The 21,602-nt window shown below is 47.9% G+C and carries 18 protein-coding genes; 16 read left to right on the forward strand and 2 right to left on the reverse strand.

Annotated elements, in window-relative coordinates:
• Positions 1–428: 428 nt before the first annotated feature.
• From PHH59_RS15600 to tilS, 3 genes are all read left to right on the forward strand, one after another.
• The gene (locus tag PHH59_RS15600) at positions 429–4,763 is read left to right on the forward strand and encodes a calcium-binding protein (protein ID WP_300018320.1); all 4,335 of its coding nucleotides are present in this window, start codon (positions 429–431) and stop codon (positions 4,761–4,763) included.
• A gap of 207 nt (positions 4,764–4,970) precedes the next feature.
• Positions 4,971–5,798: an undecaprenyl-diphosphate phosphatase gene (locus tag PHH59_RS15605; protein ID WP_300018323.1), complete on the forward strand. Its 828-nt coding sequence runs from the start codon at positions 4,971–4,973 to the stop codon at positions 5,796–5,798.
• A 5-nt stretch (positions 5,799–5,803) separates the two neighbouring features.
• Positions 5,804–7,123 carry a tRNA lysidine(34) synthetase TilS gene (gene tilS, locus PHH59_RS15610; RefSeq protein ID WP_300018326.1) on the forward strand — a complete coding sequence of 440 codons (1,320 nt, stop codon included), beginning with the start codon at positions 5,804–5,806 and terminating at the stop codon, positions 7,121–7,123.
• A 31-nt stretch (positions 7,124–7,154) separates the two neighbouring features.
• Here the strand turns inward: tilS and PHH59_RS15615 are convergent, their stop codons facing one another.
• Positions 7,155–9,368 carry a VCBS repeat-containing protein gene (locus PHH59_RS15615; protein ID WP_300018329.1) on the reverse strand — a complete coding sequence of 738 codons (2,214 nt, stop codon included), beginning with the start codon at positions 9,366–9,368 and terminating at the stop codon, positions 7,155–7,157.
• A gap of 476 nt (positions 9,369–9,844) precedes the next feature.
• Here PHH59_RS15615 and PHH59_RS15620 point away from each other — a divergent pair, with 476 nt between their 5' ends.
• From PHH59_RS15620 to PHH59_RS15680, 13 genes are all read left to right on the forward strand, one after another.
• Positions 9,845–11,470 carry a CTP synthase gene (locus PHH59_RS15620; RefSeq protein WP_300018332.1) on the forward strand — a complete coding sequence of 542 codons (1,626 nt, stop codon included), beginning with the start codon at positions 9,845–9,847 and terminating at the stop codon, positions 11,468–11,470.
• 71 nt (positions 11,471–11,541) lie between these two features.
• Positions 11,542–12,018: a Uma2 family endonuclease gene (locus PHH59_RS15625; RefSeq protein WP_300018335.1), complete on the forward strand. Its 477-nt coding sequence runs from the start codon at positions 11,542–11,544 to the stop codon at positions 12,016–12,018.
• A gap of 26 nt (positions 12,019–12,044) precedes the next feature.
• Positions 12,045–12,659 carry a Uma2 family endonuclease gene (locus PHH59_RS15630; RefSeq protein ID WP_300018338.1) on the forward strand — a complete coding sequence of 205 codons (615 nt, stop codon included), beginning with the start codon at positions 12,045–12,047 and terminating at the stop codon, positions 12,657–12,659.
• Between the two features lie 46 nt (positions 12,660–12,705).
• Positions 12,706–13,539: a 3-deoxy-8-phosphooctulonate synthase gene (gene kdsA / locus PHH59_RS15635; RefSeq protein ID WP_300018341.1), complete on the forward strand. Its 834-nt coding sequence runs from the start codon at positions 12,706–12,708 to the stop codon at positions 13,537–13,539.
• Positions 13,540–13,557: 18 nt separating this feature from the next.
• The gene (locus PHH59_RS15640; protein WP_300018344.1) at positions 13,558–14,166 is read left to right on the forward strand and encodes a Uma2 family endonuclease; all 609 of its coding nucleotides are present in this window, start codon (positions 13,558–13,560) and stop codon (positions 14,164–14,166) included.
• Between the two features lie 59 nt (positions 14,167–14,225).
• On the forward strand, positions 14,226–14,702 hold the full coding sequence (locus PHH59_RS15645) for a hypothetical protein (RefSeq protein ID WP_300018347.1): 477 nt from the start codon (positions 14,226–14,228) through the stop codon (positions 14,700–14,702).
• Positions 14,703–14,781: 79 nt separating this feature from the next.
• Positions 14,782–16,074, forward strand: a complete 1,293-nt coding sequence (gene eno, locus PHH59_RS15650; protein WP_300018350.1) for a phosphopyruvate hydratase — start codon at positions 14,782–14,784, stop codon at positions 16,072–16,074.
• A 71-nt stretch (positions 16,075–16,145) separates the two neighbouring features.
• Positions 16,146–16,418 (forward strand): septum formation initiator family protein, encoded by a 273-nt coding sequence (locus PHH59_RS15655; RefSeq protein WP_300018353.1) that lies wholly within the window; start codon positions 16,146–16,148, stop codon positions 16,416–16,418.
• 86 nt (positions 16,419–16,504) lie between these two features.
• Positions 16,505–16,990, forward strand: a complete 486-nt coding sequence (locus tag PHH59_RS15660; RefSeq protein WP_300018356.1) for an arsenate reductase ArsC — start codon at positions 16,505–16,507, stop codon at positions 16,988–16,990.
• 10 nt (positions 16,991–17,000) lie between these two features.
• Complete coding sequence (locus tag PHH59_RS15665; protein WP_300018359.1) at positions 17,001–17,600, forward strand: YdcF family protein; 600 nt, start codon at positions 17,001–17,003, stop codon at positions 17,598–17,600.
• An 86-nt stretch (positions 17,601–17,686) separates the two neighbouring features.
• Positions 17,687–18,283 carry a TetR/AcrR family transcriptional regulator gene (locus PHH59_RS15670; RefSeq protein ID WP_300018362.1) on the forward strand — a complete coding sequence of 199 codons (597 nt, stop codon included), beginning with the start codon at positions 17,687–17,689 and terminating at the stop codon, positions 18,281–18,283.
• Between the two features lie 59 nt (positions 18,284–18,342).
• Positions 18,343–18,618 (forward strand): DUF4242 domain-containing protein, encoded by a 276-nt coding sequence (locus tag PHH59_RS15675; protein ID WP_300018365.1) that lies wholly within the window; start codon positions 18,343–18,345, stop codon positions 18,616–18,618.
• 81 nt (positions 18,619–18,699) lie between these two features.
• Entirely contained in the window at positions 18,700–19,869 is a 1,170-nt protein-coding gene (locus tag PHH59_RS15680) for a YncE family protein (protein WP_300018368.1), read from the forward strand.
• 82 nt (positions 19,870–19,951) lie between these two features.
• Here the strand turns inward: PHH59_RS15680 and PHH59_RS15685 are convergent, their stop codons facing one another.
• The gene (locus PHH59_RS15685) at positions 19,952–21,322 is read right to left on the reverse strand and encodes an esterase-like activity of phytase family protein (protein WP_300018371.1); all 1,371 of its coding nucleotides are present in this window, start codon (positions 21,320–21,322) and stop codon (positions 19,952–19,954) included.
• Positions 21,323–21,602 lie beyond the last annotated feature (280 nt).

Below are 21,602 nucleotides of genomic sequence, written 5' to 3' on the forward strand. Positions count from 1 at the left end.
TCAGCGTTTTGTATTTTTTCTCGGACGGCGTGCGTGGTCGTGGCTGTTCCGTGTAGTAGTTGCCCCATAGCTTTTGCTCCTTGAGTTTAGGATATAGTAAACCATTTAAATGCGGGACTAAACAATTTGCTGGTCTAGTTGAAAAGTACGGAACAAGAGTTACTATCGGGGAGCTCATTTCGGCAGGATTGGTAACTGAAAAACTGGCGGTAGCATCTGCTTTTACTGCTTCTTATTTCATGGGAGCTGTTATCGGGAGCACTGCTGTTGCAATTGGAAGGGTTATATCTGGTGGTTCATCAATTGCTGATGCTTTTAATATTAACGATATTCACAATTTCGACAAACAAGTTTTCAATCTGCACAATGGTTCATTTATCGATACATCGCTGTACAACAACATCTCTAATCAAATATCCGATTGGTTTGTGGGAGAACACGATTATTTGCTCCCCGGCCTAAAAGACTACAACTTCGGCCTAAACTTCAATACCCCCATCGGTGCCTTCTACGACAGCCAAAGCCCGGCTTACGACAACGCGCCTTCTATCGCCACCAAAACGCTGGTGTTGCTCGATAGTGCCAACAACTACGGCCTGAACGCAACGCTATTGACGGCTCTGGACAGCAATAAGGACGGCAAACTCAGTGGCGGCGAACTGGACAATCTTCGTGCCTGGGCGGACATTAATGAAAATGGCGTGGCGGAAACTGGCGAGATTACTCTCTTAAGCCAACGCGGCATCAGCGAAATCCTCGCTAGCGACTACGGTTTTTTCACACGCGGCAGCAGCGTTAAAGCCCCTGCTGTCCCTTTGCCACCCACCGTGGGCGATGATACGCCGCCAATCCCTGTTGCTCAGCCTGGTGTACCAGGCTTGCCAACTGAGTATGACCTCACTGAAGTTGTACCCGCTAGTAATTACCGCAGTCTTAGGGACACCGATAACGTCTTTGTGATTGACAGCCAGCATTTCATAGCGTGGACTGCCAGCATGGTCAAAGTCAGCAGCAACCAACTGAATTTGGTTGGTACCGATGGTGACGACTCATTTGACGCAAATTACTACGCCAGTTACTCCTACTTTAATACCAACTTACTGCAAAATTTTTTGGGCGGCAACGGCGATGACACAGTAGGTGGCAGCACCCGCGCCGACAATATCTGGGGCGGTAGTGACAATGATTTATTGCGTGGCTACGCTGGCGATGACGACCTTTATGGTGAAGAAGGCAATGACGAACTACAAGGACAGGACGGTGCCGACACTCTCGACGGAGGCGATGGCAATGATACGCTGTTCGGCGGCAACGGCATGGACGTGCTTAACGGTGGCGACGACGACGATTATTTGGTTGGCGGAAACGACATCGATTATCTCTATGGCGGTGATGGTGTGGATACGTTTTATGGCGGATCGGGCAATGATTATGTCGATGGCGGCAACCAGGACGATGTAGTGTTGGGCGAAGATGGCGATGATAGGCTGTTCGGTGGGGCTGGGCTGGATGAACTGCAAGGTGGCTACGGCAATGACCGTTTGGTGGGCGGTGAAGAGAATGACAAATTGTTTGGGCAAACAGGCAATGATATTTTGTGGGGTGGAGGCGGCAACGATACTTTACAAGGCTTCACCGCTTCTAACGAGGCCAAGCAAACGCTCAATGCTGGCGAAAGCGATGATGATCTTCTTTATGGTGAAACCGGTGCGGATACCTTGTGGGGTGGTTTGGGGAATGACCGTTTGGATGGCGGAGATGGTGACGATTTCCTTTGGGGTGATGCTGGCAACGACACCTTGTACGGTGGTGCAGGAGCGGATCAGTTGGTGGGGGATAATGGAGATGACATGCTGGATGGTGGCGTGGGCAATGACACATTTTTCGGCGAGGCCGGGGCGGATCGCCTGTTTGGTGACTGGGGTGCTGATGAATTACAAGGCGGTTATGGCAATGACAGTCTATCCGGCGAAGCTAACAATGACAAACTGTTCGGACAAACTGGCAACGACACCTTATGGGGTGGTGATGGTGATGACATATTGCTTGGCTTCACGGCGGCGAACGATAGCAAACAAAGCTTGTCCGGCATCGAGACCGACGACGACACCCTCTATGGCGGCAATGGTGTTGACAACCTCTTCGGCGATTTGGGCAATGATGTGTTGGACGGCGGTAGCGGTGACGATTTGTTAGAGGGTTGGGATGGCGATGACAGGTTGTTTGGAGGGGATGGTAAAGACCAATTGGCAGGTGGCAACAACAATGACAAACTGCTGGGCGAACTGGGCGATGACCGTTTGTTCGGACAAGTCGGCAATGACCAACTGTGGGGCGGTGACGGTAATGACATTTTGCTTGGCTTTACCGCCTCGAACGAAAGCAAGCAAAGCTTGACGGCAGGCGAAACCGATGATGACTGGCTCTATGGCGGTAACGGTCAAGATTTGCTGATGGCGGGCCTCGGCAATGATTGGTTGTTTGGCGAAGAGGGCAACGATGAATTGCAGGCCGGGGCTGGCAACGACAAGCTCTATGGTGGGGCGGGCAATGACCGACTGTACGGTCATGTCGGCAACGATGTGCTTTATGGCGGTGACGGTGACGATATATTAGTGGGTTTTACCGCTTCGAATGAGTCCAAGCAAACCTTGGGCGTAGGCGAAACGGATAGTGACTGGTTATATGGTGGTGCGGGCAAAGATTATCTGTTAGGTGGCGAGGGCGGTGATTATCTGGATGGAGGTGCGGGTGCCGATGAAATGCAAGGCGACGCTGGCAACGACGTGTACATCGTCAACAGTGTCAACGACAGCATTTTGGAAGGTAATAACTCAGGTTATGACACCGTCATTAGCAGCAGCAATTATTTGCTCAACAAAAACGTCGAAGAACTGCGCCTTTTGGACGGCTTCAATATACACGGCACAGGCAATTCATTAAACAACAAAATTATCGGCAACAGCAGCAGCAATATCCTTGATGGTGTCACTGGCGAGGACAGTATGATTGGGGCGGAAGGCAACGACACCTATTACGTCGATAATGCAGGCGACCAAATCATTGAGCTAGCGGGAGAAGGCGTGGATAGGGTGCAAACCACTATCAGCTACGCTTTAGGGGCGAACACTGAAGACTTGGTGTTACTGGATTTCTCCAAACCGGAGAAGGGCTTGGTCGATGGTAAGGCGGTAATGGTTTATGGCTACCCTAAAATGAACGAGTTGGATTATAGCCAAGGCGATGCGGTGGATGGCTATTTGGGCACTTGCGCGTTGACCTCAATCGCCAATTTGCTGACCCTGGCAGATAAGCCAACGTCGGAAGAAAGCATCATCAGGTTAGCCATCCTTAACAATTGGACACTTAAAGATGCCAACCGCCCACCTTATGAACGTGGCGGATCCACACCTTTGGAACAGCAAGCCATCCTCAATGAAATGGGTCTCCGTAATGATTTGCTACCCGGCTACAACGAACAAGGCTTTGCCAACTTGGTGATGAGCGGACGGGGCGTGATTTTGGGGGTCAATGCCGGCAAACTCTGGGGCGAGGCGTCCTATGTTGGCGATGGCAAGGTCAATCATGCCGTGACCGTAACGGGAGTCGTTTACAACGAGAGTGACAAATCGCTGATGGGCTTTTATATCGCCGATTCTGGGCGGCATAAAGTCAGCGACATGACCCGTTTTGTGGACTTGGCTGTATTTAGAGCGGCTGCAAACGTCGGCTCCGCCTATGCGGTTTACACGCTAGAACCAGTAAAACTCTGGGACGAGGATATCAATGGCACGGGCAACGATTCAAATAACGTCATCATCGGCAACCGAGGCAACAACAAACTCAGTGGCAGGGGAGGCAATGATTCCATTTCCGGTGGTGCGGGTGATGACATCCTTTGGGGCGATATTGGGGCTGACACGATGATTGGCGGCGAGGGCAATGACATCTTTGTCGTTGATAATACTTTAGATGTTGTGAAAGAAAATTCGAGTGAAGGCACTGATCAGGTCTTATCCTACATTACCTACACATTGGTCGCCAATTTCGAGAATCTCACGTTGATCGGCATTAACGAGATTGATGGTGTCGGTAATACCTTGGAGAATATGATTATCGGCAATAATGCCGACAATACCTTAAATGGTGGGGCTGGCGCAGACAGATTGATCGGTGGTACAGGGAATGATGTTTATATTGTCGATGATGTGTGGGATAAGGTCACCGAAAATGTAGACGGAGGTTCTGATTGGATCCTTTCCTATGTGAACTATATGCTGGCGGCCAATGTTGAGAATCTAACACTCACTGGCACTGCCGCTGTCAATGGTGTCGGCAATACCTTGGATAATGCACTTATTGGCAACGGTGCCGCCAACAACCTAGATGGGGGAACTGGTTTTGACTTGTTGATCGGAGGTTTAGGAAATGATAGGTTGACGGGCGGTGCAGGTATGGATGTGTTCCGCTTCAACACCGCGCTAACTGCAAATGTGGACATCATCACTGACTTTACCGTCAGTGACGACACGATACAGCTAGAAAACACTATTTTCACCAAACTTATGGCAACAGGCATTTTAAATTCCAGCCTGTTTGTTAAAGCGGCTGAGCCAATGGATGTTTATGACTATGTCGTATATAACCCTATGACGGGTAAGCTAATTTATGATGCGGATGGTAACGGTGCGGGTTTGGGTGTACAAATCGCACAGTTGGGTGCGGGTCTTGCGCTAAGTAATATGGATTTTGTGGTCGTCTAGTGGAAAAAATCGTGGCGATTTTAAATTGCCACGATTTTTGTAGAAACATGGGCAATGCGGGGAAGAGTTCACGATAGAAGCATTCCGGCCAGTTTGCCATAACACCCGCACTTAAGCGAAAATGCCTCCCTCATACCGGAATTTGGCGGGCTGATTTAGGCCAAACCTCCATAAACTTCCCCGTACAATCATCTTTTTTCTAAAATCATGGATCTACTATTACTGATTAAAGCCTTTATTTTAGGCATTGTTGAAGGCTTGACCGAGTTTTTGCCCGTTTCCAGCACCGGGCATTTGATCCTCGTCGGTGATTTGCTGCATTTTAATGATGAGAAAGGCAAAGTGTTTGAAATTGTCATCCAGGTCGGGGCGATTTTGGCGGTTTGTTGGGAATATCGTAGCAAAATATCCAGTGTCATCATGGGTTTGCCCAGCCAAGGCCCGGCGCAAAAATTTGCTTTGAATCTGGCGGTCGCCTTCATGCCGCTGGCAGTTTTAGGGTTGTTGTTTGGCAAATTTATTGATGCGGTGTTGTTTAAGCCCATACCGGTGGCATTGGCGTTTATTGTCGGCGCCTTTGTGATTATCTGGGCGGAAAAGCGTGAGCATACCATCCGTGTGCAAGAAGTTGAGGATTTGACGTGGCAAGATGCCTTAAAATTGGGCTTTGCCCAAGCGTTTGCATTGGTTCCCGGCACCTCGCGTTCCGGGGCGACCATAATCGGCGGGTTATTGTTTGGCTTGTCGCGCAAGGCGGCAACTGAATTCTCATTTTTTCTGGCCATTCCGACCCTAACGGTTGCCAGTGCTTATAAGTTGTACAAACATCGGGAAGCGTTGGACTTTGCCGCCGATGCGCCTTATTTTGCTGTGGGTTTGGTCATTGCGTTCATTAGCGCGTTAGTCGCCATCAAAGCCTTATTACGCTATATCAGCCATCACGATTTTATCGCTTTCGCTTGGTACCGGATTGCCTTTGGCGTGATTATCTTGATTACAGCTTATAGCGGTTTGGTGGAATGGACGGTCGTTTAAGTTAGATGTTGTCACCTGCGCTGGTCGAATCCGCTTTAGCGCGGGGCCGGACACCGCCGAATATTTTTATCGGTTATAGCGGCGGTGTCGATTCGCATGTTTTGCTGCATTTGTGTGCATCCAGCGCGATGTTGAAAGGGAAAACCACGGCGGTTTATGTGCATCACGGCTTGCAGGCCGAAGCCGGACAATGGGCTGTGCATTGCGAAGAGATTGCCCATAGTTTGGATGTTAATTTCCAATGTTTGCGCGTCAATGCCCATCCGCAAACGGGTGAAAGCCCCGAAGAGGCGGCGAGAAACGCGCGTTATGCGGCGTTGGCGTCACTACTGGGCCAAGATGATGTGTTGCTGGTCGCCCAGCACCGTGAAGACCAACTGGAAACGGTGTTGTTGCAGCTCTTCCGTGGCAGCGGCTTGCGCGGTTTGTCGGGTATGCCGGAACGCATGGCGTTTGGCGCGGGATGGTTGCTTAGGCCATTGTTGCCTATTTCTAAGCAAGCCATTGATGCGTATGCCCAAAGTCATTCTTTGAGTTGGGTGGAGGACCCCAGCAATCAGCATAGTGATTATGACCGCAATTTTTTGCGCAACGACATTGTGCCTTTATTGAAACAACGCTGGCCTGCGTTGGATAAAACCGTCGCCCGTGCCGCCGCCCATTGTGCCGAAGCGGAAGCGGTGTTGGGCAAGCTTGCCGGCCAATTGGCCAATACTGCTATCAATACAGACGACAGCACCCTGTCCATTAGCCGCTTGCTAGGATTCAGCGAAGTTGAGCAGAAACTGGTGATACGGCATTGGTTGCAACATTTGGGTTTAAAAATGCCCTCTCAAACCGTCATCGGACGGCTTCAAACCGAAGTGTTGGCCGCCCGTGCCGACGCCGCGCCGCTACTGTCCACGCCTAGCTATAGCCTACGCCGTTATCAAGATAAGCTGTATTGCTTACGTCCAAGCAGCGCGACTTTATTGACCGGGATTTGGCCTAAAGGACAACAAGCTTTTGCCATCAACGGACACCAGCGGTTAGTTTGTCTACCCTCCTCACGCGGCATAGCCAAAACGGTTTGGCAACAAGCCCTGGTGGAAATCCGCGCGCGGCAAGGGGGCGAGAAAATCCGCCTACCGAATCGTCAAGGTCGGCATAGCTTGAAAAACCTGTATCAAGAAGCGGGTGTCCCGCCGTGGGAAAGGGATTTGATGCCGCTGGTTTATCTGGATGGGCAACTGGCGGCGGTGGGGGCTATCTGGATTAGCGCGGAATTTTATTGTGAAGAAGAGGTGGGATGTATGGCTTTTTGGAAAACAGATAACATCCTTTGAAAGGATGTTATCTGTGCTAAACAGGGATTGATTACTGGGCGGGCGTATAACGTAACAAACGGCTTAAGGTCGCGCCTAAGCCGACTTTTAATGTGCCATTGATTTTTGTTACCGCCAGGGCATCGGTTTCTAAGCCTCCAGCAATGGCCCAGCTTGACCAAGCTACGGTTTTTGTTGATAAATCAAACAACTTAAGTTGTTCGCCACAAGTGAATAAGATGTTGGCGTTATTGAGCATTTCCACGGCACCTATGGCGGTTGGACAAACCGGGTAGGTGGCTTTGGTTGTCAATAAATCGCTGGCTAATATCAACAACTCACCTGAGCGGTTACCCGTAACGATGTTGTGAGCAGGCTTGCCTTTAATAGGTTTGATACCGATACCTGAATAGTGGGCGGCTGCACTTATCCAGTTGGCATGTGTCACGCCGTCGAAAGCAATCAGATAATCGGTTGATACCAAAATATCTAGGTTACCATTGCCATCAATATCGGCTATTTCCAATCCGTATACACCATCAGTTACAAGTTCATGGCTAGTCCATTTCACCGTACCAGTCGCCCCGTCAACAACATACACATGGCTAGCTGCTGCAATGATTTCATTCTTACCATCGCCATCAATGTCGGCAATTTTTACCGTAGAGAGCGCGTCGAATGAACCCACGATAATGGTTTTTTTGAGTTTATGGTTATTGATATCGACTATGTAAATTGCCCCGTCATAAAGTTGGTCGCCAACTACAACCAGTTCATTTTGTCCGTCATTATCGACATCGCCTACTGCTGCGGCAAGTGCGCCTATCCAAGTCAAGCCGCCTAAAAAGCCGCTTTTGCTCTGCCATTTTTGTATGCCAGTATCAGCATCAATGACCTTTATAACTCCATCGCTGTAACCGCTTTCGCTTTGACGGGTGACGGTAATAAATTCTTTTTTGCCGTCATTGTCCACATCGCCGAAGGTGACGGTACGGAATGGCGGGTCAATCGCGCTATTTCGGTATAGCTGTTTTTTGCTGGCGGTGTCACTGATGTAAAGATAATCCGGGCCTGAAGACGAATAGCCTGATCCCCAAACAATATCCTTATCGCCATCGGCATCCGCGTCAAGCACCGCAATATCGGTGATGCCATGCTCAGGGTTATTAAGCGACCAAAATTCATTGCCGCTACCATTTAAAGCATGTAATTGTCCCCACTGTCCATCACCATAAATAATATCGTCTTTGCCATCACTGTTAATGTCAGCGATGCGTAAGGCATCAATGTTGATATCCGTGGCGTGTTCCCATTTCACGCTTTTAATGTCAGCATCCAAAGCCCTGATAGAGTACCAAGGATCAGCCGCAATGATTTCATCGGGTGCATCACTGTCAACATTGGCTACGCGCACGAAATTGCCAAAACCAAGAAAGTAGTCCCATTCTAGGCTTGCTTTGGTATTTTTGTAGCTGACCACTTTGCCGTTGTTGTAAATAAGCTCATTTTCCGCATCATTATCGACATTGCCAATGGCCGCATGGGCCGCACCATAGGCTATTTTGCCAGACGCGCTGTAATCGGCAATATTGAAGAAATGGCTGGTATTATCCGTCACGGCGATCAACTCATTGCCGCCATCATTGTCGGCGTCACCCAGCAGAATTTCATTGACCGCCGTGCCTTGGGTATTAAGCGTCATTTCTTTAACTGGCGTGTTATTGGTCAAATTCTGGATTTTGAGACTTACTTTGCCTTGGTTTTCAATTGCATAAGCCAGCATCGCATTATTGCTGGCATTCCGGTAAGTATAGATAGCCGTGACATGGCTATTTGAGGGCAGGGCATTTTGGCGGCTAATAGCCCAAAAATTATTCGTTTTTTGGTAAGACAACACCGATATGGCCTCGAAACCTATATTGGAAGCAAAAACAATTTCCTCGATACCATCGTTATTGATGTCTATGTGCATCATGCCGGTGGCTCCGATACCCCAGCCAAAGATTTTTGCCACCCACTGGGTTGTCAACTGGGCGGCACTACTTGGGTTGGGTATTGGGCTTGTTGCTGATACGGTGGCCTGTGTTGGGGCATTTGCCGTTTTAGTAACAATAGCCGGAGTTGCATAGTTGATGTGGCCTTGAAGCCCAATTACAGGGCGGCCTGCACGATCAGTGGGCACTGGTTTTTCAAACGAAAATGCTTGAGGACTTGCCAAATTAAAGCTTATTGCAAACAAGGCCGTCATTAATCTCGATAGTTTCATGCTTGTTTCCTTTTTTAGTTTGGGGGGGGTTATTGGCTGGTATTGACAGCGACTACAAAATATCAAACAGCTAACGGTCGTTTTTTACAACTAATTGATATTAATGTGTTTATCTTGTATTAGTTGTGATCTTTATTGGTTCAGTTTACGCATGGCATCCAGCATGTCATATCGTTTTCTCAACCGACCGCCACATCAGCGGCTGTTCTAGGATAGCAATTAAGTTTTCTAAATAATATTAAGTATTACCACGAAAATAGTAAATTTTGCATACATTGAAGATACTGGGGGAAATATTGGATACATTATGGATGGTTAAAAACTTTATACTTAGATTGGAAGCCATTTTTATAATGAAAGTAAGGGTTTTAGTAAATACCTTCGAGTGAAATTAAAATCCCGAAAGCCCATGACGAAATGTCCATTGTCGATTAAAATGGGCTATGTATATCATCAGTACGCCACCTGTTTATTCCATGACCAAATATATTTTCATCACCGGCGGCGTTGTCTCTTCGCTAGGCAAAGGTATTGCCGCTTCTTCACTTGCCGCCATTCTTGAGGCGCGTGGCCTTAAAGTCACGATGACCAAACTCGACCCTTACATCAATGTCGATCCTGGCACGATGAGCCCGTTCCAGCACGGCGAGGTGTTCGTCACCGAAGACGGGGCGGAAACTGATCTGGATTTGGGCCATTATGAGCGGTTTCTTAAAAGCACCATGACCAAGAAAAACAATTTCACCACTGGTCAGGTTTATGATGCAGTGTTGCGCCGTGAGCGCAAAGGTGAATATTTAGGGGCGACGGTGCAGGTGATCCCGCATATCACCGATGAGATCAAAACGCGTATTTATGCCAGTGCGGAAGGTATGGATGTGGCACTGATTGAAGTCGGCGGTACGGTGGGCGATATTGAATCGCTGCCGTTTCTGGAAGCCATCCGGCAAATGCGCTTTGAGTTGGGGACGGACAGGTCGCTGTTTATCCATTTGACGCTAGTGCCTTATATCCGCTCTGCCGGAGAAATCAAAACCAAGCCCACCCAGCATTCGGTCAAGGAATTGCGTAGCATCGGTATCCAGCCGGATATATTGATTTGCCGTTCCGAACAGCCTGTGCCAGTCAGTGAGCGGCGCAAAATCGCGCTGTTCACCAATGTCGGGGAAAAAGCCGTGATATGTGCGGTTGATGCCGATTCGATTTACCGCATCCCTATTTTGTTACACGACCAAGGTCTGGACGATATTGTCGTCAATAAATTGCGTCTGGATGTGCCGCCTGCGGATTTGACCGAATGGAAAAAAGTGCTGGATGCGTTGGCAAATCCGGTTGATAGCGTCACCATCGCCATTGTCGGCAAATATGTCGATCATTCCGACGCTTACAAATCTTTGAACGAAGCCCTGATCCACGCGGGTATCCGTACCCGCAACAAAGTCAACATCGTTTACATAGATTCCGAAGTCATTGAAGACGAAGGTGTCGCCAGGCTTAAGGATGTCGATGCAATTTTAGTCCCTGGCGGCTTTGGCGAGCGCGGCGTGGAAGGCAAAATCGCCACGGTCCGTTACGCGCGGGAAAACAACGTGCCGTATCTGGGTATTTGTTTGGGTATGCAAGCTGCTGTGATTGAGTTTGCGCGTGATGTAGCCGGATTGGAAGGGGCGCACAGCAGCGAATTTCTGCCAACCTCGCCACATCCGGTCATCGGCCTGATTACCGAATGGATGGAAGAGGGCGGGCAAGTTATTAAACGTGATGAAAATTCTGATCTGGGTGGTTCCATGCGTTTAGGTGGTCAGCAATGCCGCTTGCAACACGATACCCTGGCGTTTAGCCTGTATCAAAAAGATGTGATTACTGAACGCCATCGCCATCGTTATGAATTTAACAACCAGTATTTTGATAAACTGGAAAAAGCCGGAATGCGTTTTTCGGGCAAGTCGATAGACGGGCGATTGGTGGAAGTGATTGAAATACCTACGCATCCCTGGTTTTTGGCTTGTCAATTCCATCCTGAATTTACGTCCACTCCCCGAAAAGGCCATCCGCTGTTTTCCGGTTTTGTCGCGGCGGCGGTTAAGCATAAGCAAGCGTAAGGAATCCAAAACAAGTTTTTGGACGATTGGAAACAGATCGAATATTCCCAAAGCAAAAAGAAGGTGTAACCATGAACTGGCAAGAAGTGTGCGAACATCCTAGCTTACAAGATTTGCCTTTTAAAATAGAGCTGGATGAAAACGGTAAAATTATTTTGAGTCCAGCAAAGGTTTATCATTCTTTCTTCCAAGGGGAAATTGCGTTTTTGCTTCATTCTTTGTTGAAAGACGGTAAGACACTCACCGAATGTGCAATAAAAACCAGCAAAGGCACTAAGGTTGCCGATGTGGCATGGGCTTCGATGGACGTATGGGCGATTATCAAAACCCAAACCGAAGCCTCCATCGCACCGGAAATCTGCGTTGAGATTATTTCTGACAGCAACACCCAGCAAGAAATGGTGGAAAAACGCCAGTTGTATTTTGAAGCGGGCGCAAAAGAAGTTTGGATGTGCGATGAACAAGGTGATATGAGCTTTTATAACACCCAGGATCAATTGATCCATTCTGAATTGGTGTCTGGGTTTCCGTTGAAAATAGACGTGTAATTCATAGACAAAAAAAGGTACAAACTATGCCTGCCATCACCGAATTATCGCAACTGGATTTAAACCAAAGGTACAGCTACGCCGATTATCTGACGTGGCGGTTAAAAGAGGCGGTCGAGTTGATTAAAGGCAAAATCATGCTGATGTCACCTGCGCCGAATGTCAGCCATCAACGGATTTCAGCCGATATTAACGGCATGTTGTACAACTATTTTAAACACAAGCCCTGCCAGTTTTTTGCCGCGCCTTTCGATATCCGTTTATACGACCGCAAAAAGTCCATCCTGAAAAGCCAAGACATTTATACCGTCGTCCAACCCGATTTATGCGTGATTTGCAACCCTGAATTACTGGACAAGCAAGGCTGTAACGGTGCGCCGGATTGGATTATTGAAATCTTGTCGAAAGGCACAGCCAAGCGCGATACGCAAATCAAATACCAACTTTATCAAGAAAGCGGCGTGCAGGAATATTGGCTGATTTATCCAGAAGCCGAAGCCGTATACCAATTTGTGCTGGACGATGACGGACGCTACCAACTGAGAAATATGTACGCCGAAGACGATAAGGCCGTGCCAGTGCTGTTTCCTGACTTGGCGATTGATTTGGCTGAACTTTTTGCAGACTGTGTGGAAGATTGAGCATCCACCCAAACTATCTTTTTTATATTAAACAACGGGAACATTCATGCAACTCTGTGGCTTTGAAGTCGGCTTAGACCAACCTTTATTTTTAATCGCCGGCCCTTGTGTCATCGAAAGCGAGCAACTGGCTTTGGATACGGCGGGTTTCCTGAAAGAAATCACCAGCGAATTAGGTATTCCGTTCATATACAAATCCTCATTCGACAAAGCCAACCGCTCTTCGCACGAAAGTTTCCGGGGTTTGGGCGTGGAAAAAGGCCTGGAAATTTTGGCGAAAGTGAAGGCGCAAATCGGCGTTCCCGTATTGACCGATGTCCACGAAGACACGCCGTTGGCGGAAGTCGCCAGTGTCGTTGATGTCATGCAAACCCCGGCGTTTTTGTGCCGCCAGACCAATTTTATCCAAGCCGTTGCCGCGCAAGGCATTCCGGTCAATATCAAAAAAGGCCAGTTCCTTGCACCTTGGGATATGGCGAACGTCGCCAAAAAAGCCAAAGCGACTGGTAACGACAAAATTATGGTCTGCGAACGCGGCGTGTCGTTTGGCTACAATAACTTGGTGTCCGACATGCGCTCGCTTGCCGTGATGCGCGACACCGATTGCCCGGTCGTGTTCGATGCCACCCATTCTGTGCAATTGCCGGGCGGGCAGGGCACACATTCTGGCGGCCAGCGCGAGCATGTGCCGGTGTTGGCGCGGGCGGCGGTGGCGGTGGGTATTGCTGGCTTGTTTATGGAAACCCATCCCAACCCAGCCGAAGCAAAAAGCGATGGCCCCAATTCTTGGCCTTTGCACCGTATGAAAGAATTGTTGGAAACCTTGTTGATTTTGGATAAGGCTGTTAAAGCCCAACCGTTTATTGAAACTACTTTGTAAGTTTTCTGAGGTGTTGCCATGCCAACTATAACCGACATTAGCCAATTGGATCCTAACGGCGACTACAATTATGCCGATTATTTGACATGGCAGTTTGAAGAGCGGCTGGAATTGCTTAAGGGCAAGATTTCCTTGATGTGTCCTGGGCCGAATGTCCGGCATCAACGATTTTCCATTTACCTTAGCAGCCATTTGTTTTTCTATTTCCAAAACAAACCGTGCCAAGTTTTTGAAGCCCCGTTTGATGTTCGATTGTACGACCGCAAAAAATCACTGTTAGCCAGCAAAGAGATTACGACAGTCGTCCAACCCGACATCTGCGTGATTTGCGATCCGGACAAACTCGACGAACAAGGCTGCAACGGCGCTCCCGATTGGATTATCGAAATCTTATCCAAAGGCAACTCCCAGAAAGAGGTCAAAACCAAGCAAGCGTTGTACGCCGAAAGCGGCGTTAAAGAATATTGGCTAGTGTTCCCTTACGAGGAAGTCATCAACCAATTTGTCTTAAACGATGAAACGAGCCTATACCAACTGACTAATAGCTATGCGGGCGACGATCTCGCCATGCCGTTTTTGTTTCCTGACTTGGCGGTCGATTTGGCGGGGTTGTTTAAAGAAGGGTAATTTGTCGCCATCACCCATTAACCTAATTTTTTACTTACCAACCAAAGCAGATATTAAACATGGGCAAAGCCAGCCGCAAAAAATATCAACAACGCTTACAACAAGCGACGGTACAAAAATATGGGAAAGTCAAATTATCCGAGGCCATTTTGCATTTATGCGAACCGTTTGATACCGACGCGCTAGACTTTGATGGTCATCATAGATTGATAACATTGGCTGTGACCGCTTGGAATATTGCCTTGTCGACTGATCTTGAAGAACGTAAGTCAACGCTATTATCGGCATTAGATAAATTACCTGGCTTTCATCAGGAATTCGAAAGGGATATGGAAATGATGCCAACTATGCCAACATTAAACCAAGACCCGCCCGATTCAGTAGTGATGCTGCATATTTTGGCAGAGTTAATAAAGCGCAAAGACGAGTTGTATCCTAATGATGAACGCCATATATTGGACTTTAGTTTTAAGCCAACTCCTAAAGGCGTTCATTTACAAATCAAATCTTTAATTCCGAAACGTGCGGACGAGTAAACAAACAATACGAAATATTTTTTAAACCCCGTATGTGCTTAAGCCACATCCGACCACCAACCTTGGAGCCATTCAAAACATGAGCAAAATCGTAGACATTAAAGCCAGAGAAATTTTAGATTCCCGTGGCAACCCCACCTTAGAAGCCGACGTGATCCTCGAATCCGGCATTATCGGCAGTGCGATGGTGCCATCCGGCGCGTCCACTGGCGAGCGTGAGGCGATTGAATTGCGCGATGGCGACAAAGCCCGTTTCCTGGGCAAAGGCGTTTTGAACGCCGTCAACAACGTCCGCACTGAAATCCGTGACGCGGTTGTCGGCATGGATGTCGCTGACCAAGCCGGCATCGACAACAAAATGATCGCCTTGGACGGCACTGAAACTAAAGCCCGTTTGGGTGCTAACGCGATGTTGGCGGTTTCTATGGCTGCCGCCCATGCCGCCGCGAAAGAAGCCGGTGTGCCTTTGTACCGCCACTTGAACGCCAGTTCAAAAACAGCGGGCAAATTCATCTTGCCAGTACCGATGATGAACATCATCAACGGCGGTTCACACGCGGACAACAGCGTGGATTTGCAAGAATTCATGATCTTGCCAGTCGGTGCGCCATCGTTCCGCGAAGCCATCCGTTACGGCGCGGAAGTGTTCCACAACTTGGCAAAAGTCTTGAAATCGAAAGGCTTGGCAACCACTGTCGGTGACGAAGGCGGTTTCGCGCCTAACTTGTCTTCAAACGAAGAAGCCATCAGCGTTATCCTGCAAGCGATTGAACAAGCCGGTTACAAACCCGGCGTGGACATTTTCTTAGGTTTGGATGCCGCCGCGTCTGAATACTATGCAGATGGCATCTACGATTTGGCTTCCGAAAGCAAAACCTATACTTCTGAGCAAATGGCTGACTTCTTCGTGGATTGGGTTAGCAAATACCCGATCATCAGCATCGAAGACGGTTTCGACGAAAACGATTGGGACGGTTGGAAATTGCTGACCGAAAAATTGGGCGGCAAAATCCAATTGGTCGGTGACGATTTATTCGTGACGAACCCAAAAATCTTGAAACAAGGTATCGACAAAGGCATCGCCAATTCAATTTTAATCAAGGTCAACCAAATCGGCACCTTGACTGAAACCTTGGCGGCCATCGACATGGCCCATGCCGCCGGTTACACCGCTGTAGTTTCCCACCGTTCCGGCGAAACGGAAGATACGACTATCGCCGACTTGGCGGTCGCCACTGGCACAGGCCAAATCAAAACCGGTTCTTTGAGCCGTTCTGACCGTGTTGCAAAATACAACCGTCTGATGAAAATCGAGGAAGAGTTGGGCGAGTTGGCGGTTTACGCAGGCCGTAGCGCGTTTAAAATGCTGTAACTATAATTTTCGGGGCACAGCGTGAGTTGATTGCCCCGAATTTTTCCCTAAAAGATTCTCCAATGCCTCCCATGAAAATTCTGCCCCTAATCATCCTGTTATTGATTGCACATTTTCAATACCGTTTATGGGGGCCTGAACATGGCAGCCTTGCCGAACTTAAAAGCCGAGAGCTGCAACTGGCTGATTTAAAACTACAGGTTGAAGAAAAAAAACAGCGTAACGAGGCACTTTATGCCGAAGTGGAAGATTTACGCAAAGGCCAGGAAGCGTTGGAAGAACGTGCCAGAGATGATCTGGGTATGATTAAACCAGACCAGACTTTTTTTCAGGTGCTGGAATAAAACCGAATTTCTTGTGACCTATTTTTGTAACCACAATTGTAATCTGGTGCAGCTCATGTAGTTGCTATCCATTAGAGGCTATGGCTATGAATCAAACAGTGTTTAATGTCCTTTTTCTTTGTACCGGCAATTCCGCCCGTAGCATTATGGCGGAAGCCTTGCTTAATCATTTGGGTAAAGGGCGTTTTCGTGCGTTCAGTGGCGGCAGTTTTCCAAGTGGGGTAGTGAATCCTCTGGCGATTGAACGCTTGGGCATAGAAGGTATTTCGTCAGAAGGTGCGAGGAGTAAAAGTTGGGATGAATTCGCCAAAGCGGATGCTGAAAAAATGGATTTTGTCATTACGGTTTGTGACAACGCCGCAGGTGAAGTGTGTCCTGTGTGGCCTGGTCAACCAATTACGGCACATTGGGGCGTAGCGGATCCGGCAGCGGCTGAAGACAGCCAGAAATTCATCGAATTCGCTAAAGCTTTTGCGGTGTTGGAGCGGCGTATCAATTTATTTGTCAATCTCAATCCTACGGGATTGGGGCGTATGTTGCTCGAGCAGCAAGTCCGCGCAATAGGGCAATAACGCAAGTTTCGTGTCTCAGCTTGGATCTGGACTAATCGTCAAACACGCGCTAAAGCTGTTTGGATGTTTGCTGATATTATGGTTGGCGGTTAGTTTGTATTTAGCCGTCGAGGGTTTACAAGACCGCCTGGGCCATGCCGATGCCGCCTTAGTGTTGGGCAACACTGTAAATCCCGATGGTACCCCCTCGCCCAGGCTTAAAGCCAGATTGGATAAAACCCTCGCGTTATATCAAATGGGCTATTTCCACACTATCATCAGCAGTGGCGCGGTCGGTAAAGAAGGCCATGACGAAGCCGTGGTCATGAAAAACTATCTGCTGGCCCACGGCGTTGCCGCCACCGGCATTATTGCCGATAGCCGTGGCAACAACACGTTGGCAAGCAGCCAAAATACCTTACAAATCCTCAAGCAGCGAAACCTCACCAGTGTGTTGGTCGTTTCCCAGTATTTTCATCTGCCACGTTCAAGGTGGATGCTCACCCGATGCCATATCTCTAGCGTTTATTCGGCACACGCTGATTATTTTGAATGGCGCGATGTCTATTCAACGTTACGCGAAACTATCGCTTTTTTAAGCTATTTTTTCCTGCATGATCAGTGTGATTAATGTCTGGGGCTTAACAAATTTTAGCTGACGCAAACTTTATGAAAACGGCATAATGGTCAGTATTGTAGTCAAGATGTTAGGAATTCATGTCACAACCCACACAAAAACAAATCAATAAAGAAAATTTGTTGAATCAAGGCGTTGCTTTACTGACCCAAAAGGGTTACCACGGAACGGGCCTTAAAGAAATTTTGGATGCGGTGCAAATCCCCAAAGGATCGTTCTATAACTATTTCGGCAGCAAGGAAAACTTTGCCGCTGAAGCCATCCAACATTACATCGCCCCGTTCATCAAGCAACTGGACGGGCATTTGCAAAACCCCGGTTGCGACGCACTGACGGCGATCAAGCACTATTTCGACGAATTGATATTCGAACTTGAACAATGCAATTTTCAAGGCGGTTGTCTGCTCGGCAATTTGATGGGTGAAATCGGCGACACCAGCGAAGTGGTCCGGGCATCGTTGCAACAGGCCGTCAACCAGTACCGTGATTTGTTGCAAGCGGGCCTTGCTAAAGCCCAGCAAGAAGGCTCGGTACGGACGGATAAATCAGCGCAAGAAATGGCGGATTTACTGGTCAACACCTGGCAGGGTGTGTTGTTGCGCATGAAAATTGATAAATCGTCGGTGCCGCTTAAACAATGTTGCACGAATTTATTGGATGATTATTTTAGGAATTGATGCTACTATTTAATTTCAAGACGACTGGTCATTTTTAAATTTTTACGAGGAGACAAACCATGCCAAAATATATTATTGAACGTGAAATTCCAGGTGCAGGCGCATTGACGGCGGCAGACCTACAGGGCATTTCCCAAAAATCTTGCGGCGTACTCAGTGACATGGGGCCAAAAATCCAATGGGTGGAAAGCTATGTGACCGATGATAAAATCTATTGTGTTTACATCGCGCCCGATGCAGCGGCTGTGAAAGAACACGCGGAAAAAGGCGGTTTTCCAGCAAACCGTATTTCACAAATCAAAACCATGATTGATCCGACGACTGCGGAAGCTTAAAAAAGATACAACCACGAAGCCTCGCTATGGGTATCTTTGCGTGCTTCGTGGATTATTTTCCAACCCACCCAAGAGTTCATAATGAAAACTATAAAAACTCTAAAATCCCTGTTACTGGGAATGGCTTTAGTGTCACCGCTTGCACAAGCCGAAATATTGGCAATGCTGAATTATGAAAGCAAACCCAATGTCACGCCACGCCGTGAAGGCATAGCCATTATCGACGTAGACCCTGGTTCAAAAAACTTCAGTAAAATAATCACTGATATTCCGTTGCCGCCGGACTTGGTCGGGCATCATATTTTTTACAATAAAGATGCCAGCAAAGCTTATTTCACGTCATTAGGCAGTAATCCGTTGCAAGTCATGGATATGAAAAAATATCCGTACCGCCTGAAAACAATAGCTGTGCCGGATTGCCAGGTCGGTGAAGATGTCGCGTTTTCCAAGGACAACAAAACCTGGTATTTGACCTGTATGGGTTCCAGTAATGTCATGGTCGGCGACGCGCAAACCGATAAGGCCGTCAAGACCATTGCGGCATCGGAGACAAAATCAGCCAGCACATTTATCAGCTATCCACATGGCATTGGTTTGCAGGATGATATTGACCGCATCGTCGTCACCAGCACCGTGCGGCCTTCGGATTTGGGTGCGCCTGGCGAAACCGTCACTGTCATCGAAGCCAGCAGCGGCAAGGTGTTGTCCACCCATAAACTGTCAGACAAACCTTCGCCATCCGGCGTATCACCGGTAGAAGCCGTGTTTTTGCCCGGGGCCAATCCGGCGACAGTCTATGTTAATAATATGTTTGGCGGCACGATGTGGGCAGGTGTTTGGGATCAGGACAGCAAGGAATTGAAATTCCGTGAAATCTATGATTTCAACCCGATCAAACAAGGTGTGCCGCTGGAGATTTATTTCAACCACGACCATAACCGTATGTTTGTCACCACCGCCAATCCTGGCGCATTGAATGTATTCGACATCAGCCAACCCACGCAACCGAAATTGCTCAAATCCATCCCCACCGCTGGCGGTGCGCACCATGTCGTGTTCTCACCCGATGAGCATTATGCGTTTGTGCAAAACAGTTTCTTGAATTTGCCGAAAATGGATGATGGGTCGATCAGCGTCATTGATTTGGTGAAAATGGAAAAAACCGCATCAATTGATACGCTCAAAGAGCAGGGATTTAATCCCAATTGCATTGTGATGTTGCCGGAGTGGCATCATGATGATGCCCATTAAAACTGCCTGGTTTTAAAAGGAGAAAAGGCCGCATGATGCGGCCTTTTTTATAGAAGTCCCGAACGGGTTTTACTGCGGGGGATTAACCACGGTCACTTTTGTCAAGGGCAAGTGGTGCAACTGTTTGTGGTGTCAGGTTAGGCAGGTCAATGTCGTCAAATGAGAAGACAAAGAACTGGTTTGGGTTGGCAACGCCGCCTACTGTAGGCAAAAAGTCATTATCGTTGGCGATTAACAAGGTATGTTTGGTTGCGCCATTTACAATCAGGTCAGGGCCAAACGCAACGCCTTCCAATTTGGCAGGGATTTGGGTGGCTGGGATACCGTTTGCAACCAATTTAGCGAGGACATCCAAGAATGGTGTCGCTGTTTCGCTGACCAGTGTAACAGTTGGGATAGTGGCGGCATCTAAGGTTTTGCCAGAGATGTCTGTTGCGCCAGTCAGGTCGATTTTATACAGTTTTTTGACAACGGCTGAAGTGCCATCGCCTAAGCCGGCGCCGTCACGTTCGTCAACCAAAAACTCGTGGTCATTGATTGCCAAAAGGTCGCTGACGCTGCTGCCGTCAGTCAATTTGTAAGCATATTCAACAGTAGCACCTGTGGCAATATCAATCTTGATAATGCGAATATATTTTTTGGTATCTTGGATCAGGTTTTGCTGCATCATACCAAACAAGGTAGTGCCATCAGGCGAAATCGCCAATGCTTCCATACCTTTGTTAGCCATTCTTCCTGATGTGTTGCCTGAAATTTCATCCTTACCAATGGCGCTCAAATTTTTTATCGCATAGTAATCTGGCAGTTTGAATGACTTGATCATTCGTCCGGTAGTCCGGCTGAATTGATAGACATAAGGGCCATATTCATCGGTAATAAAAACACTTTTGCCATCGTTTGCTACACGAATGCCTTCTGGGTCTAAGCGTCCGTTAAAAGGGCTGGTGGATTTACGGGCAGGATTAAAGTTGTCAGAACGGCCTGTGTAGTAATATTTGCTAGTGGTGTTTAATGCTGGTGCACCATTGACCGCGTAGGTCAGGGGGCGGGCATTTGATAACAGGGTGGTGGCAGTCAGTTCGGGAGATAAAATGTAAGGCATTGAACCAACAGTCAATGCGTCGTAATTAGGATTGACGGCTAAAGATAGGTTAAAGGTTTGGAAACGGGGAATATAGCTAGTGGTATCGTCAACGTTTGAATTGTAGGCAGTTGCGTTTGGGCCACGATCAGGAATTGCTATGAAGGTGTTGCCGCCTGCATAAGCCAAACCCGAACCCACACCACCCAAAATGTTTCCGGCCACACCACTTTCAAGTGCAGGGGCTGTTCTTGGTGAAAGGTCTTGGTAGCTACCATCAATCTTACCAACGGCAATCAAATTAACTTCAGCTTGCGCTAGAGGAGCGGTGATTAATAGGGGGATTAAAAAAGGCAGAATTTTTTTTGTCATAATTAAAAGTCTCAAAAGTTAGTTTTCAATGCTTTACGGAAAGCTTTAAGATTATGACTAACTGTTGTTACTATTATATGAAAATCCCTTGGGTCATTTGCACAATACAATGTGTTTACGAGAGGCTGCTTGTCTCACAGGGGATTGGATTGATGGTAGTCCTGCAATCGGAATGATAATAGATTTGTCAATAAAATATTGCGATGACTGTACGCCTTGAAGTACGGGCATTCGACCCAATAAATCGGTAGGCTTGACTTTTTACAAATCATTCCGATTG

Origin of the sequence: Methylovulum sp., from assembly GCF_028687615.1 — a bacterium.
GTDB lineage: Bacteria > Pseudomonadota > Gammaproteobacteria > Methylococcales > Methylomonadaceae > Methylovulum.